Annotated in this window: 14 protein-coding genes; 11 read left to right on the top strand and 3 right to left on the bottom strand. The window is 62.5% G+C overall.

Annotation, left to right across the window (positions count from 1 at the left end; translation table 11 throughout):
- Genes AB4O09_RS16365 through AB4O09_RS16355 form a run of 3 tightly spaced genes read right to left on the bottom strand, consistent with a single transcriptional unit; the run spans position 1 to position 2,948 of the window.
- The gene (locus AB4O09_RS16365) at positions 1-1,482 is read right to left on the bottom strand and encodes an aldehyde dehydrogenase (RefSeq protein WP_003201689.1); all 1,482 of its coding nucleotides are present in this window, start codon (positions 1,480-1,482) and stop codon (positions 1-3) included.
- Positions 1,479-2,312, bottom strand: coding sequence for an alpha/beta fold hydrolase (locus AB4O09_RS16360; protein WP_013693318.1), 834 nt, complete (start codon positions 2,310-2,312; stop codon positions 1,479-1,481). Before AB4O09_RS16360 ends, AB4O09_RS16365 begins: the two co-directional genes overlap by 4 nt.
- Before the next feature lie 45 nt (positions 2,313-2,357).
- Positions 2,358-2,948: an amino acid synthesis family protein gene (locus tag AB4O09_RS16355; RefSeq protein WP_003201692.1), complete on the bottom strand. Its 591-nt coding sequence runs from the start codon at positions 2,946-2,948 to the stop codon at positions 2,358-2,360.
- Positions 2,949-3,151: 203 nt separating this feature from the next.
- Between AB4O09_RS16355 and AB4O09_RS16350 the strand changes: the two genes are divergently transcribed.
- The 11 genes from AB4O09_RS16350 to AB4O09_RS16300 all read left to right on the top strand — a co-directional run bounded on the left by AB4O09_RS16350 (position 3,152) and on the right by AB4O09_RS16300 (position 15,986).
- Positions 3,152-4,177: a hypothetical protein gene (locus AB4O09_RS16350; RefSeq protein WP_460107207.1), complete on the top strand. Its 1,026-nt coding sequence runs from the start codon at positions 3,152-3,154 to the stop codon at positions 4,175-4,177.
- On the top strand, positions 4,174-4,638 hold the full coding sequence (locus AB4O09_RS16345) for a hypothetical protein (protein WP_460107205.1): 465 nt from the start codon (positions 4,174-4,176) through the stop codon (positions 4,636-4,638). Before AB4O09_RS16350 ends, AB4O09_RS16345 begins: the two co-directional genes overlap by 4 nt.
- 503 nt (positions 4,639-5,141) lie before the next feature.
- On the top strand, positions 5,142-6,551 hold the full coding sequence (locus AB4O09_RS16340; protein ID WP_003201697.1) for a circularly permuted type 2 ATP-grasp protein: 1,410 nt from the start codon (positions 5,142-5,144) through the stop codon (positions 6,549-6,551).
- A 3-nt stretch (positions 6,552-6,554) separates the two neighbouring features.
- Positions 6,555-7,505 carry an alpha-E domain-containing protein gene (locus tag AB4O09_RS16335; RefSeq protein WP_003201699.1) on the top strand — a complete coding sequence of 317 codons (951 nt, stop codon included), beginning with the start codon at positions 6,555-6,557 and terminating at the stop codon, positions 7,503-7,505.
- Entirely contained in the window at positions 7,502-8,299 is a 798-nt protein-coding gene (locus AB4O09_RS16330; protein ID WP_003201701.1) for a transglutaminase family protein, read from the top strand. Before AB4O09_RS16335 ends, AB4O09_RS16330 begins: the two co-directional genes overlap by 4 nt.
- A 763-nt stretch (positions 8,300-9,062) precedes the next feature.
- Complete coding sequence (locus tag AB4O09_RS16325; protein WP_003201705.1) at positions 9,063-9,665, top strand: transposase; 603 nt, start codon at positions 9,063-9,065, stop codon at positions 9,663-9,665.
- 26 nt (positions 9,666-9,691) lie between these two features.
- Entirely contained in the window at positions 9,692-11,296 is a 1,605-nt protein-coding gene (locus AB4O09_RS16320; protein ID WP_027913037.1) for a ShlB/FhaC/HecB family hemolysin secretion/activation protein, read from the top strand.
- Positions 11,297-11,313: 17 nt separating this feature from the next.
- Positions 11,314-13,113, top strand: coding sequence for a DUF2341 domain-containing protein (locus AB4O09_RS16315; RefSeq protein WP_003201708.1), 1,800 nt, complete (start codon positions 11,314-11,316; stop codon positions 13,111-13,113).
- 10 nt (positions 13,114-13,123) lie between these two features.
- Positions 13,124-13,549: an ExbD/TolR family protein gene (locus tag AB4O09_RS16310; protein WP_003201710.1), complete on the top strand. Its 426-nt coding sequence runs from the start codon at positions 13,124-13,126 to the stop codon at positions 13,547-13,549.
- Positions 13,550-13,551: 2 nt separating this feature from the next.
- Entirely contained in the window at positions 13,552-14,256 is a 705-nt protein-coding gene (locus AB4O09_RS16305; RefSeq protein WP_003201712.1) for an energy transducer TonB family protein, read from the top strand.
- A 38-nt stretch (positions 14,257-14,294) separates the two neighbouring features.
- The gene (locus AB4O09_RS16300) at positions 14,295-15,986 is read left to right on the top strand and encodes a putative porin (RefSeq protein ID WP_003201714.1); all 1,692 of its coding nucleotides are present in this window, start codon (positions 14,295-14,297) and stop codon (positions 15,984-15,986) included.
- Positions 15,987-15,994: the final 8 nt, after the last annotated feature.

The following is a 15,994-nucleotide window of genomic DNA, read 5'->3' as shown; positions in this document are numbered from 1 at the left end:
CTAGCGCATCACGAACGGATCAGGCATAGGCGCCTGGGACAGGTTGATCCACACCGTTTTCAGTTCGGTATAGGCCAGCACCGAATCGATGCCGCTCTCGCGTCCATAGCCACTGTTCTTGAAACCACCGATGGGCGCCATGGCCGACACTGCACGGTAGGTGTTGACCCAGATGATGCCCGAGCGCACATCCCGGGCCAGGCGATGGGCACGGCCCAGGTCGCGGGTCCAGATGCCGGCGGCGAGGCCGAATTGCGAGTCGTTGGCGATCGCCAGGGCTTCGGCTTCGTCCTTGAAACGAATCACCGAGGCGACCGGGCCGAAGACTTCTTCCTGCATGATCTTCATCGAGTTGCGGTCGCATTCGAACAGTGTCGGCTCATAGAACCAGCCATCCCCGAGATCCTCTGGACGCTTGCCGCCAGTGCGCAGGCGCGCGCCTTCGGCGATGGCGTCGGCGACCAGGCCTTCGACCACGGCCAGTTGCTGCGCGGTGGCCATGGGGCCCATTTCGCTGGCGTCTTCCTGCGGGTTGCCGATGCGGATGCGCTGGGCCCGTTCGACCAGGCGCGAGACGAACTCATCGTAGATTTCGTCCTGCACCAGCAGGCGTGAGCCGGACACGCAGCTCTGGCCGGATGCCGCATAGATCCCGGCAATTGCCCCGTTGATCGCACTGTCCAGGTCGGCGTCGGCAAAGATAATGTTTGGCGACTTGCCGCCCAGTTCCAGCGACAGCTTGGCGAAGTTCTCGGCGCTGCTGCGCACCACATGGCGAGCGGTGGCCGCGCCGCCGGTGAAGGCGATCTTGCGCACCAGCGGATGGCGGGTGAGGGCGGCGCCGGTGCTCGGGCCGTAACCGGTGACGACGTTGACCACACCCGGTGGAATGCCCGCTTCCAGGGCGAGGCGAGCCAGCTCGAGAATGGTGGCCGAAGCGTGCTCGGATGGTTTGATCACGATGGTGTTGCCGGCCGCCAGTGCCGGTGCCAATTTGATCGCCGTCAGATACAGCGGGCTGTTCCAGGGAATGATCGCCGCGACCACGCCCATGGCTTCGTGCACGGTGTAGGCAAACAGGTCGGGCTTGTCCAGCGGCAGGGTGCCGCCTTCGAGCTTGTCGGCCAGGCCTGCGGTGTAGTGGAAGAACTCCGGCAGGTAGCCGACCTGGCCGCGGGTTTCACGGATCAGCTTGCCGTTGTCGCGGCTTTCCAACTGGGCCAATTGTTCTTTGTTCTCGGCGATCAGGTCACCAAGGCGACGTAGTAGCTTGCCGCGTGCGGTGGCGGTCAGGCCGCGCCAGGCCGGGCTGTCGAAAGCGCTCTGTGCCGCCTGGACGGCGCGCTCGACATCGGCTTCGTCGGCGTCGGGTAACTCGGCCCAGGGTTGGGCCAGGGCCGGGTTCAGACTTTCGAAGGTCTTGCCGGAGAGGGCATCGACCCATTCACCGCCGATACACATCGAAAAACGTGCGAGTGTCATGCAACGATCCCCTTTATTTGGTTTTGTCGGGCGTTTGCTGTGTCGAGAAATTCCAGCAACAGCTGGTTGACCAGGCGCGGCGACTCTACCGGCATCATATGCCGCTGCTCGGCGAGTACGGCAACCGTGGCGCCGGGAATTCGCTCGGCCAGTTGCCGGGCCATTTCCGGTGTCGAGCCGGGGTCCAGTTCGCCAGTGGCGATCAGCGTCGGTACCTGAATATTGCCCAGGTCATCGGCGCGGTACATGTCCTGGGTGGCGAACAGTTCATAGGTGGTCAGGTAGCCCTGGGGATCATTCTGCGCCAGGGTCTGGCGCAACGCGGCAATCTGCGCCGGGTTGGCCGCCTGGTATTCACGGCTGAACCAGCGCGACAACGCAGCCTCGGCATTGGCGTCCGGCCCATGCTCGGCGGCCTGGGCCGTGCGGGCGATGACCCCGGCGCGCTGTTCGGTGCTGCGGTTGAACACACTGTTGAGCACCACCAGGCCTTGCAGGCGTTGCGGGTAATGCAAGGCAAACGCACGGGCTACCAGCCCGCCCATGGAAAAGCCGATCACCGTCGCCTGGGGCAGTTGCAAATGATCGAGCAACTCCAGCAACTGGTCGGCGTAGCCCAGCAGCGCGGTACCGCTTTGCGGACGCGGGCTGGCGCCATGGCCGAGCATGTCGTAGGCAATTACACGGTATTGCGTGGCCAGGCCAACGACCTGGCCGCCCCACATTTCTTTGTTCAGGCCCACACCATGGATCAAGACCACGGGTTGGCCTTGGCCGGTTGCCAGGTAGCTGGTGCCGGCCGGGGTGAGTTCAGCGGTGAGCCGAATCATGGAGCGCTCCTGCATGCCTTTTTTATTGTGGTTACCGAGGCTGGATTACTGCGCATTCTCGGCGGCCAGTTCTTCCAGGTCGATGTAGCGGTTGCCGATGCGCGGGTGCAGGCGGCCGCCATCGGCGCAGCCCAGCACCACGACGATTTCGTCGGCGCGCGGGGCGTCTTCAATTTGCATTTCCAGGGTGATGTAGTGCGAACGCAGGCCTTCGTCGTCCTTGTGCATCATCGGGATCTGAATCGAGGTGCCAGGGCCGCCGCGCTTGTTGGTGAAGCTCAGGTAGCTCTTGGCCTTGACCGCTTCGCGGTAATGGTTGCCGAAGCGCAGGGTGTGGATCACGGCGGAGGCGTGCTCGATTTCGCCGTCGGCGCCCACCACAGCGGCCTTGCCATAAGCTTCGATCTTCTCGGCGCCGCCGATGATGCTCACCAGGCGCTCGACCATCAGCGCGCCGAGGTCGGAGCAGTTGGCGCGGATTTCCGGCTTCAGGTCTTCGACGAAACCGCGACCCAGCCAAGGGTTTTTCATTACCACCGCCAACCCGACCATGGTCACCGGTTTGTCGGTGGCCTTGCCGCCTTCGATAAAGGTTTCTTCGACATAGCTGACGATCTTGCGAATTTCGAAACTCATGAGCTGCTCCCTGGGTGGGTGATTAGGTCTTTGCGTATGATGGTATACCATAATACTGAAGGCGCAAATCCCCACGGCGAGTTTGTGTTCGGGAGGCGACCGAAGGCAGCTTGCCCGCGACCCAAGGGGAATTGGTCTACGCTTGGTGCGCGGACACCCGATTGTTTTCGGATAACCCTGCAACGTGTCCCGGGGGAGGAAGGATGCCCTTCGAAGTCGCCGATATCTCAATCACCGCCTGGTCGTTGATGAGCCCAACTTACGAGACGCTCAAACCCCACGAAGCCCTTATCAAGCGTTTCCTGGGGAGCGATCTGCAGGTTCGCTTTCCGACGACCCAGGCGGCCGCGCAGGCGCTGGCGCAGCCCGCTCAGGCCTTTCCCCTCAAGTGGCGGGTGGGGGCCACTCCATTGGCCGAGGCCAATCAAAGCATCAACCAGTGTCTGGATGCCCTGGCGCTTTATTTGCGGGACCAGGACAAACGCAAGTACCAGGACATGCTGGACGAGGCGAATGCCACAGGTGGCTCGCTGTTCACCGATGCGCGGAAAAACACACCGGCGCAATTCGTCGGTCAGAAGTGCACTTATTACTACCAGGGCGCGTACATGTCGGGTGATCAGTTCGCTGTCGGCGCGGCGTTGCGCCATGACCCCAGCTCACGACTGATCTTGCTCTACGCGGCCGCTGACGAGGCGGCGGCCAAGCGGCTGGTCAAGTTCTATGGCACTTCCTGTGGGGTAAAGGCCGCTCGGTTGCTGCCGGTGTTGGTCACCGATGCCAAGGCTGCCTGCGAGACGTGTCGCCTGGTGGTCGACGCCAGGATCAATAAAAGTGCGCTGCCACCCTTCACCGACGCGGTACTGGGATTCCTGGCCGGCGTCGCCAACGGTGCAAAATTGTGCCCCGTGGGCGGCGCCACCACCGATGTCGCAGCGTCGGTGCTCAGTGGCGACGGCAAGGGCAGCATCGCCAAGTGGGACAATGTCGATCCAAATACCAATCGCTACTGGGCGTATCGCCTCGACAAGTTCCTGGGGCTCAAAGGGGTGGTCAAGGGCCAGAGCTACGTCATTGTCTGGACCCGCTTCAGCGGCAAGGACGGCGGTGCCCATCCGGAGTTGGACGACAGTTGGACGGGGTTGGGGCAGGTGTGTCACCGGCTGTTGAAAAAGGTCGGAACGTCATCGTGGTCGGACGCCCGAGGACCAACCGGGACCTCAACGTGAAGCTGACGACCCACCTGGGTCAACTCGACCAAGCTGACGGTCTCGTGTCCCGAGCCAATCTTCAGGTCTGGGGTGAGTATTGGAAGTTGGACAACGGCAACCCCAACCAGAAAATCATCGGGCCGAACCGTGCTGCCGAATATGCCATTTTCCTGCGCATGAAAAGTGCCGAATGGAATTGCAAACTGGTGCACCTGGGCATGCGCAGCGGTGCGATGGATGCCGCGGCCTTGCTGGGCATGCGCACTCGATTCATCGAAAACGCCGGCAACGAGCAGATCGCGCGAACGACCAAATGGACCGGGGCGACCAATACCAATCTTCTCTACCAGCGCATCCCGGTGGCCGAACTGCCTACCTGGAGGGCGCGAGGCCGAGAGGAAAACCTGGTGGTCAAGCGAGGTTACCTGCCCACAGACCTGGAGATGATCGTCGCCAGTGTCGAGGGCGCATTGACTTGAGGTGAACGGCCGTGCTGCTTCAAGCTGGGGCGGCGGGTATGAATCCGTGCATTTTCCTGCAACGTTGCAGTGCGTTCAGGTTTTCACTGCCTGGGGTTGAGCGCGGCGCGTGAAGGGTCAGCCGTGGATGAATGAGTAAAAACTTCCCTCTTGTGGGGCAAGGCTGTCCCATTCCACCCGCTCAAGAACCGTTCAAGCCGCGTTCGAGAGAAAGGGCGCCCGCATTTATGGTCGTTAATGTCGCTAGATCGAAAAATAATTTCGCCTTTTAGTGGTTTTGCAATACTTTTTCTATTCAGGGTGTGACGCCGTGACGCTTAGGCACACCCTTTGCTAAGCATTGAAAAGCCGGCCTCCCAGGCCTGGACACACCATCCATGAAGAAACAGAGGGGAATCCCAGGACCGCACTCAATAAAGCAGGGCTCAAAGCAAGGCAAGGCCGAACCGTCGGAATGACGAAGTGATAAGAAATGCCGTGTAGAACGCGGCTGGGAGTTGGCTATGCCCCACGCTTTTTTTAATGAAATGTATGACGCCAAGGGTGACTGCCGCCCGCATTACCAAGCCTTCTCGCGCTGGCTGGCGGACACACCGCTTGAGCTGCTAGAGCAACGCCGCCGCGAAGCCGACCTGCTGTTCCATCGAGCCGGTATCACTTTCACCCTCTACGGGGACGAGCAGGGCACCGAGCGGTTGATTCCGTTCGACATCATCCCGCGCAGCATCAAGGCCAGCGAATGGCAGATGGTCGAGCGTGGCTGCATTCAGCGGGTCCAGGCCCTGAACATGTTCCTGGCCGACATCTACCATGGGCAGCACATCCTCAAGGAAGGCATCATTCCTCCCGAACAGGTGCTCGCCAACGAGGGGTATCAGATTGCGATGCAGGGCCTGAACCTGCACCGCGGCATTTACGCCCATATCGCCGGTGTCGACCTGGTTCGCGACGGTGACGGCAGCTACTACGTGCTGGAGGACAACCTGCGTACCCCCAGCGGCGTGAGCTACATGCTCGAAGACCGCAAGATGATGATGCGCCTGTTCCCCGAGCTCTTCGCCGCCCAACGCGTGGCTCCCATCGATCATTACCCGAACCTGCTGCTCGACACCCTCAAGAGCTCAAGCCCCCTCGAGAACCCCACCGCCGTGGTGCTGACCCCGGGGCGCTTCAACAGTGCCTATTTCGAGCACGCGTTCCTGGCCCGTGAAATGGGCGTGGAGCTGGTAGAGGGCGCGGACCTGTTCGTGCGTGACGACCATGTCTACATGCGCACCACCGCCGGCCCACGGCAGGTGGACGTGATTTATCGTCGTCTCGACGATGCCTACCTCGACCCGCTGTCGTTCAACCCCGATTCGATGCTGGGCGTGCCCGGGCTGATCGCTGTGTACCGCGCGGGCAATGTGGTGCTGGCGAACGCGGTCGGCACGGGCGTGGCTGATGACAAATCGATCTACCCCTACGTTGACGAGATGATCCGCTTCTACCTCACCGAAGAACCGATCCTGAAGAACGTGCCCACCTGGCAGTGTCGCAAGCCTCAGGACCTGTCCCATGTGCTGGCCAACCTGCCGGATCTGGTGGTCAAGGAAACCCAGGGCTCCGGCGGCTACGGCATGCTGGTCGGGCCGGCCGCCAGCGCGGCGGAGATCGAAGATTTCCGCGCACGCCTCAAGGCCCGTCCTGAAGCCTACATCGCCCAGCCAACCTTGAGCCTGTCCACGTGCCCGACCTTTGTCGAGAGCGGCATCGCGCCGCGCCACATCGACCTGCGTCCGTTCGTGCTGTCGGGCAAGGAAACGCGCCTGGTGCCCGGCGGGCTGACCCGCGTGGCGCTGCGCGAAGGCTCGCTGGTGGTGAACTCGTCCCAGGGCGGTGGCACCAAAGACACTTGGGTAGTGGAGGACTAAGACATGCTTTCAAGAACTGCTTCGGACCTCTATTGGATGTCCCGCTACCTGGAGCGCGCCGAGAACCTGGCGCGCATGCTCGAAGTCAGCTATTCGTTGTCGCTGATGCCCCAGGCCGGGCGCAGCGATGGCCATGCCGAGCTGGCGATGTCGCTGCTGGCGGCCGGTACGCTGGACGATTACAACGCCCGTTATGACGCGCTCAACACCGAGCGCATGCTGCATTTCTTCGCGCTGGATGAAACCAACCCCGGCAGTATCTACAGCTGCCTGCGGGCCGCGCGGACCAATGCCCATGCCGTGCGCGGGCGCATCACCGCCGACATGTGGGAGAACATCAACGCCACCTGGCTGGAAATGCGCAACATCGCCAGCAACGGCCTGGGGCGCTACGGCATCAGCCATTTCTGCGAGTGGGTCAAGGAGCGCTCGCACCTGTTCCGTGGCGCGACGTCGGGCACGATCATGCGCAACGATGCCTACTGCTTCATTCGCCTGGGCACCTTTATCGAGCGGGCCGACAACACGCTGCGCCTGCTGGACGCCCGCTACGAAATGTTCGGCGAGGAATCGGAGGAGGTCAGCGACAACTCGGCCCGTGGTTATTACCAGTGGAGTGCCTTGTTGCGCGCGTTGTCTTCGTTCGAGGCGTTCAACGAGATCTACCGCAATGCGCCCAATGCCGAGCAGGTTTCCGAGATGTTGCTGTTGCGTGCTGACGTCCCACGCTCGCTGCATGCCTGCATCGAGGAGCTGGACCATATTCTCGCCAGCTTGCCGGGCAACAACGGCCGGCCAGCGCAACGCCTGGCCGCCGAGCTGAATGCGCGCCTGCGTTATTCGGGGATCGATGAGATCCTGGCGTCGGGCCTGCATCAATGGTTGACCGACTTGATTGGGCAGATCCGCCACTTGGGCCAGACCGTCCATGAGTCTTACCTGGAGGTCGTATGAAACTATCCATACGCCATGACACGACCTACAGCTACGCCGATGAAGTCTGCACCAGCATCCAGTTCCTGCGCCTGACGCCCCGGGACACTCAGCGCCAGCGCATCCTGGAATGGCACCTGGAGCTGCCGCGACTGGTACGCAGCCAGATTGATCCCTATGGCAACATCTTGCATGTGATGACCATGGACGAGCCCCACGGCGCCTTGGTACTGACGGCTTATGGCGAGGTGGAAATCCATCAGTCCATCGCGATGGAACCGGACAACCAGTCGCCGCTGCCTTTCTTGCGCACCAGTCGCCTGACCCAGGCGGATGAGACCCTCAGCGCCTTCGCCGTCGAGCAATGCGCTGGCCGGCGCGATCGTTCGGCCTTGACCGATCTGATGAATGGTTTGGCGGCGCGGATGCCCTACAGCCCCGGCACGACGGCGGTCAACAGCACCGCTGCCGAGGCGTTTGCCGGTGGAACGGGGGTGTGCCAGGACCATACTCACGCATTCCTCGCCTGCGCCCGCAGCCTGGGCATTCCTGCGCGCTATGTTTCCGGCTATTTGTGCACCGAAGATGAAAGCCACCTGGCGAGCCACGCCTGGGCGGAAGCCTGGCTGGACGATGGCTGGTACAGCTTCGACGTGACCAACCGCCTGACCCTTCCCGACCGCCACCTGAAACTGGCGGTCGGCCTGGACTACCTCGACGCCTGCCCGGTACGCGGCATGCGCCGGGGTGGCGGAGCGGAACAGATGCAGGCGAGGGTGCAGGTAAGCTCGATGGTGCAGGTGCAGCACCAATAACGGCAGGCTTCATCGCCAACACCCGATCCCACATGGAATCTGGTGGTGGACAGCAAACCTTGTATCCACCCGAGAACCTCTGTGGGAGCAAGGCTTGCCCGCGATGGCGGCAGCCCATCCAACATCGATGCAAACAGATCCACCGCTTTCGCGAGCAAGCCCGCTCCCACATGGAATCTGGTGGTGGACAGCAAACCTTGTATCCACCCGAGAACCCCTGTGGGAGCAAGGCTTGCCCGCGATGGCGGCAGCCCATCCAACATCGATGCAAACAGATCCACCGCTTTCGCGAGCAAGCCCGCTCCCACATGGAATCTGGTGGTGGACAGCAAACCTTGTATCCACCCGAGAACCCCTGTGGGAGCAAGGCTTGCCCGCGATGGCGGCAGCCCATCCAACATCGATGCAAACAGATCCACCGCTTTCGCGAGCAAGCCCGCTCCCACATGGAATCTGGTGGTGGACAGCAAACCTTGTATCCACCCGAGAACCACTGTGGGAGCAAGGCTTGCCCGCGATGGCGGCAGCCCATCCAACATCGATGCAAACAGATCCACCGCTTTCGCGAGCAAGCCCGCTCCCACAAAAATCCTCCAGTCGCCCCAAGTCTGGGCATCTCCCTGGTCTCTCCAAAATGAAGCTTTCATGACAAAAGTTCGGTAGCACATCGCCATTCCCGTCATGCCTGTGTGACGTGTTCAAGGGGGCCTGCAAGGTCGTTTTGGAGCCGGGGCGCGAAGCCGGGAGTGAGGCGATGGGGACTATGGAACGTTATTCGAAAGTGGGCATGCAGGAGCTTGACCAGCGGCTGTCGAAGATCGTCGAGGCGGCGCGCAAGCAGCCGGTCTCGGTGTATCGCTACGGCGCGCCGTGGGTCTGGATCGTTTCCCAGGATGACTGGCAAGGCGCGCTCAAGGAAGTGTCCAGCTACATTCCGCAAGGCCATTCACTGGTCTTGCTGCGTCCGCAGATCGACGACCTGCTGGATGACCATCGCGATGTGTTGCAGGGCCTCAACGCTGGTGCCCAGATGTTGATCGCACCGCAAACCGCCATGCATATCCTCCTGCTGCAACTGCTCTATTCGGTGCCCAGCGAGCAGCAACTCTACGAACAACTCAACTACAACCTGCTGTTCCGCTGGTTCGTCGGCCTGGACCTGAACCAGAAGGTCTGGAGCTTCAACGTCCTGAGCAAAGACCTCGCCACACTGCTGGGCGACGCGCGGGCGGTGCGGCTCATCCAGAAAATCATCGGTGAAGTGTTCTGTGGCGCCTTGCTGCAAATGCCGGAGTTCTCCTTGAACTTCGCGCTGCTGCACACCTGGCTGGCCCGGCACGCCACGACATCGATCGCAAGCAATTGAGCCGTATTTTGAATTCAGGGGGTGGTGTGGAGCATTTCTTCAAATCGCGGCCGGCGCTGTGGGGCTGGTTGCTGCTGGCGGTCGGGGGGCCGTCGGCGTTCGCCGCCGAAGGAGGGCAGGAGGCCGAAGCGGCGTCGGCGCGCCTGGTGGACGTGAACGAGTATTTCGTGCGGGGCAACACCGTGCTCGATGCCCGGGCCATCGAGGAAGCGGTGTACCCGTTCCTCGGCCCGCAAAAGGCCTTGAGCGACATCGAAGGCGCCCGGGAGGCCTTGCAAAAGGTCTATCAGGCCCGGGGTTATCAATCGGTGTTCGTTGAGTTGCCAGAGCAAAAAGTCGAAGACGGCATCGTCTACCTGCAAGTCAGCGAAACCAAGATCGGCCGGGTACGGGTGGTGGGGGCCAAACATTATTCACCCGTCGAAATCCGTGATGACGTGCCGGCGCTCAAGGAAGGCGAGGTGCCTGATTTCGCCCAGGTCCAGGCAGAACTGGCGCTGCTGAACAAAACCCCGGGGCGCCAGGTCATGCCGCTGGTGCGTGAAGGCCAGCGCCCCGGGACGATGGACGTGGATTTGCAGGTCGAAGACCAGGACCCCTGGCAGGCCAGCCTGGGGCTGAACAACGACTACAGTGCCGACACCGAGAAGCTGCGCACGGTCGCCAGCCTGGGTTACAACAACCTCTGGCAACTGGGCCACAGCGTTTCGCTGACCTTCTTCACCGCACCCCAGGACACCGAAAACGCCAAGGTCTGGTCGGGCTCCTATACCGCGCCGCTGAGCGAACGCTGGAGTGTGCAGTTCTCGGGTTACCAATCCGACAGCAACGTAGCGACGGTTGGCGGCAGCAACGTGTTGGGCAAAGGTCATTCCTACGGGGTGTCGGCGATCTACAGCCTGCCGTCCAGTGGGGCATGGGCCAACAGTTTTTCGGTCGGGGTGGATTTCAAGGATTTCGAAGAAGAGCTCAACCTCGGTGGTGCCAGCGATAAGGCACCGCTCAAGTACGCGCCGTTCACCTTCGCCTACAACGGCTTTCGCTACACCGAACACAGCCAGTTGGGCCTCGGCCTGAGCCTGGTGGCGGGTACCCGCAGCCTGCTGGGCTATGGCAGCTCCGACGAAGAATTCGACTACAAGCGCTATCGCGCCAGCCCCAGCTTCGCCGTGCTCAAGGGCGACGGCAATTACACCTTCACCTTCGGCAATGATTGGCAGACCGCCTCCAAGGCCGCCTTCCAACTCGCCTCCGGGCCGCTGGTTTCCAACGAACAATTCTCTGCCGGTGGCGCCACCTCGGTGCGTGGCTACCTGGCCGCCGAGCGCACCGGTGATGACGGCTACTTGCTGTCCCAGGAGCTGCGCACACCGTCCCTGGCCAAGTTTCTCGGCAGTTATGTCCAGGAGTGGCGCTTCTATGCCTTCGCCGAAGGCGCGCAGTTGTACTTGCGCGACGAACTGCCCGACCAGGAGGCCGACTACAGCCTCGCCAGCGTCGGCCTCGGCACCCGCGCCAGCCTGAGCAAATGGCTGTCCGGCAGCCTCGACTGGGGCTATCCGCTGCTCGAAGGGCCGAACACCTCGAAACAGGAATCGCGCCTGCATTTCAACCTGCAAGCGACGTTTTGAACCCAGGAGTCATGTCCATGCAACGCTTATTGTTATCCCTGTTTATCTGCCTGGGGCTGGTGCTTCCGGCGACCGCCAACGCCTGGTGGCAGGATGATTGGCACTACCGCAAACAGATTTCCGTGGACACCACGCCCCAGGGCGCCGCCATCGCCCAGGCCTTGGGTCGCACCGCGTTGCTGGTGCGCCTGCACACCGGCAATTTCACCTTCGACGGCGTCAAGGACGACGGCTCGGACCTGCGTTTCGTCAGTGCCGATGACAAGACCGTGCTCAATCACCAGATCGAAAGCTTCGACCCGTTGATGGGCATGGCGCTGATATGGGTTGATGTGCCGAGCGTGGAGGGTGGCCAGCGTCAGGACGTGTGGATGTATTACGGAAACCAGAAGGCGCCGGCCACGGGCAGCGGCCAGTTGACCTTCGACCCGGACTACACCGCGTTGTACCACTTTGACGGCGCCACCGGCGTACCGCCCCGGGACACCACGGCCTACGGCAACAATGCCCAGGGCGCGGCCGGTGTCAGCATCGACGGCGTGATCGGGCGTGCCTTGCAGTTCAACGGCCAGCCGCTGTTGTTGCCGGCCAGCCCTTCGTTGCAACACAGTGCCGGTGCAGCGTTCACCTTCAGCACCTGGCTGCGCCAGGACCAGGCCAGTGGCGAACAGATCATCCTGGCCCGTCGCGAAGCCGTTACCAGCCTGTTGGTTGGCGTCAACCAGGGTGTGCCGTTCGTAGCGATCAATGACCAGCGTGCGGTCTCGACCCAGCCACTGAACCCTGGCCAGTGGCAGCACCTGGCGTTGACCGCCTCGGGCGACCGGGTCGTGCTGTACGTCAATGGGCGTGAAACCGCGAGCCTGGCGGTGGCGATGCCAGCGTTCAATTCGCCGATAGCCCTGGGGGCCGACCTTTCCGCAGGTGCCTTCGCGCCATTTGGCGGGGCCATGGACGAAGCGCGCCTGTCCAAGGTCGCCCGTCCGGCGCCGCTGTTGTTGGCTGACGCCAATGCCCAGGGCGCCGAGTCGAAACTGGTGGCCTACGGTGTCGATGAAGAACAGTCCGGTTTCGGCTTTGGCAGCCTGGGTTTCCTGCTCAAGGCCGTGCCGATGGACGCCTGGGTGATCATCGGGGTACTGGTGCTGATGATGTTCCAGTCGTGGATCATCATGATCCGCAAGAACCGCATGGTCAGCCGTCTCAGCGCGGCCAACGATGCCTTCCGCGAACAGTTCGCCCAGATCGGCACACGCCTGGAAATGTTCGCCGACGACCAGGGCCTCGCCCAGCGCCTGCAACATTCGTCGCTGTGGCGTTTGTACCTGGTGGCCGTCAAGGAGATCCGCACCCGCCGCGAGCAGGGCGCTGACACTTCGTCGGTGTCGGCAGCCACCATCGAAGCGATCCGCTGTTCCATGGACGGCGTGCGCACCCGGGAAAACCAAGCACTGAGTTCGAAGCTCTCGACCCTGTCCAACGCCATCGCCGGCGGTCCGTACATCGGCCTGCTCGGCACCGTGCTGGGGATCATGGTGGTGTTCCTCGGCACGGCCATGGCCGGTGACGTGAACATCAACGCCATTGCCCCGGGCATGGCCGCGGCATTGCTCGCCACCGCCATGGGCCTGTTCGTCGCGATCCCGGCGCTGTTTGGCTACAACCGCCTGATCACCCGCAACAAGGAAGTCAGCGCCGACATGCGGGTCTTCGTCGACGAGTTCATTACGCGCCTGGCGGAGATGCACGGCGAAGGCCAGTCCGGTGAAGCGGCGCATCGCCGTAATCATCACGTCCAATCGTCCGTACCGGCCTGAGGGAATCGCCATGGCTAGCGTAAACGCTTCACACGATGACGACGATGACGCGGCGGTCGACAGCATCAACATCACGCCGCTGGTGGACGTGCTCATGGTGGTGCTGGTGATGTTCATCCTCACGGCCACGGCCCAGGTGTCGGGTATCCAGATCAACCTGCCCAAGGCCAGTGCCTCGGTGTCGTTGTCCGAAGCCAAGACCAAGGCGATTTCGGTGAACGACGGCGGGCAGGTCTTCCTCGATGCCTATCCGGTGACCCTGGCCGAGCTGGAAGAGCGCCTGCGCATCGAAAAGGCCCAGAGCCCGGACTTCCCGGTGATCGTGCGCGGCGACGCGACGGTGCAGTACCAGAAAGTCATAGAAGTGCTGGACCTGCTGCGGCGCCTGGAACTGTCCCAGGTCGGTCTGGTGACCGGCAAACCGAGCCAGGGCTGACCATGACCGCCAGACTTCCCATCGATCCGCCCCCGGTGAAGACCTCGCCGTTGCGCCTGCTCAAATGGGCCGCCGGCCTGGCGCTGGGTGCCGTGGCGGCCTGGCTGCTGTGGCAGTGGGCCAATGACATGAGTGGCGTGCGCCGCGAAGCGCCGAAGGTGCCGACCATTATCCCGCTGCCGCCTCCGCCCCCACCACCGCCGGAGAAACCCAAGGAGCCGGAACCCCAGGTCGAGGAGAAGGTGGTCGAGCCAGAGCCGACCCCGGAACCCGAAGAGGTCAAGCCCGAGGAAGAGGCACCGCCGTCGCCGGTCGATGACCTGGCGAACCCGATGCAGATGGACGGCGATGCCCAATCCGGCAACGACGCCTTCAACATCGGCGCGGGCAAGGGCGGCGGCATGGCTGGGGCAGGGGGCGGGCGCCTGGGCAATGGCACTTACAGCCAGTTCCTGGCATTCACCTTCCAGCGCTTGCTGCGAGAAAACCCCGACTTGCGCAGCCTGGCGTTCTCGCTGCAGGCCGATGTCTGGCTCAGTGCCGTGGGCGAAATCACCCGGGTCGAGTTGGTCAAGTCCAGCGGCAACCCGCAAGTGGACGAACAAGTTATTTCCGCCCTGCGTGCCGCGCCCCATTTGAGTGAACGGCCACCGGCCTCCCTGACTTTACCCGTGCGCTTGTCCTTGCAGGGACGGCGGCCGGGTTAACCGACTATTTGAAAGTTTGCCAAAGGAGTTGTGTGCAGATGATTTCCAATGTGAATCGATTATCGTGGGCGATCGGCCTGGTGGTCCTGAGCCTGGCCGGGCACGCGGCCGCCGCCCCAGCGCCCTCGGAAAACGCCACGATCAATCTGATCCGCCTGCTGGTGCAGCAGGGCGTGTTGAAACAGGATCAGGCCGATGGCTTGATCGCCCAGGCTGAACGGGAAGCCGTGCAGGCCCGCCAGGCAGCCACGGCGGTTGCCGCAACGCCGGCCGGCGCGCCGGGGGACGTGCGGGTGCAATACGTGCCGAACATCGTGCGTGAGCAGATCCGCGACCAGGTCAAGGCTGAAGTCATGGCCACCGCCAAGCAGGAAAACTGGGCCCAGCCCAACACCTTCCCGGATTGGGTCTCGCGCATCAGTTTCGATGGCGACATTCGCCTGCGGGATGAGTCGCGCTATTACTCGGGCACCAACAGCAACGAAATCGTCGACTTCGCCCGGCTCAATGACAAGGGCCCCTACGACGTCAACCCCAACAGCAGCTCCAGCCTGCCGCCGTTGCTCAACACCCGTGAAGACCGCGAGAACCTGTTCCGCCTGCGCGCACGCCTGGGCATGAAGGCCGTGATTGCCCCGCAATGGACCGCGGGCATCCGCATCGGTACCGGCTCCGACAACAACCCGGTGTCCACCACCCAGACCCTCGGTGGTGGTTTTGGCAAGAAAGACATCTGGCTCGACCAGGGCTACCTGACCTGGAAGCCATCGGACGAATTGACCCTGACCGGCGGGCGTTTCGCCAACCCGTTTTTCTCCACCGACCTGTTGTATTCCGGTGACCTGAACTTCGACGGTGTGGCGGCGAACTTCAACCACAAGCTCAATCAGGACTGGGGCGTGTTCGGTACTGTTGGCGCGTTCCCGGTGGAGTACACCAACGACACCAGCACCAGCAACGGCAGCGACAAGGAGGAGAGCGACAACAAGTGGTTGTACGGTGCGCAACTGGGGGCCAACTGGGCCATCAACGACAGCAACCGGATCAAGGGGGCCATGGCCTATTACCGCTTCGACGACATCGAAGGCCAGCGCTCTTCGTCGTGCCAGCCTTGGGCCGGTGATCCAGGCTGCGACAGCGACGGTTCACGCGTGGCGTTCATGCAAAAGGGCAACACCGTGTTCCTGCTGCGCGACATCGCGCCCAATCCTCTCAACCCGTCCACCACGCCACAGCCGCAATACGTCGGCCTGGCCTCGGAATTCAACCTGCTGGACCTGAACCTGGCGTGGGACACCGATCTGCCCGAAGACCTGAAGCTGCGCAGCCAGGCCCACTACGTCCACAACCTGGGCTACGACGAAGGCGAGATGCGCAAGCGCTCCGCCGGGCAATTCGCCAACAACCTGGACAGCGATGGCGAGGTGGAAAGTGGCGCCAACGCCTGGATGCTCCAGTTCACCCTGGGTAACTCCCTGGAGCTCAAGCGCGAGGGCGACTGGAACCTGTTCGCCGGCTACAAGTACATCCAGCCCGATGCCTTGCCGGACGGCTTCAACGATTCGTCATTCCACTTGGGCGGTACCAATGCCAAGGGTTATTTCCTGGGCGGCAACTATGGCCTGGCGAGCAACGTCTTCGCCACCGGTCGCTGGTTGAGTTCCGAAGCGGTGTACGGCGCGCCGTACGACATCGATGTCTTGCAGCTTGAAATCAACACGCGCTTCTAAGCGCAGGG

This window comes from Pseudomonas sp. H1_F01, from assembly GCF_054681425.1.
Note: the sequence above shows the minus strand (reverse complement) of the source record. Positions and strands in the feature narration are given on the sequence as shown.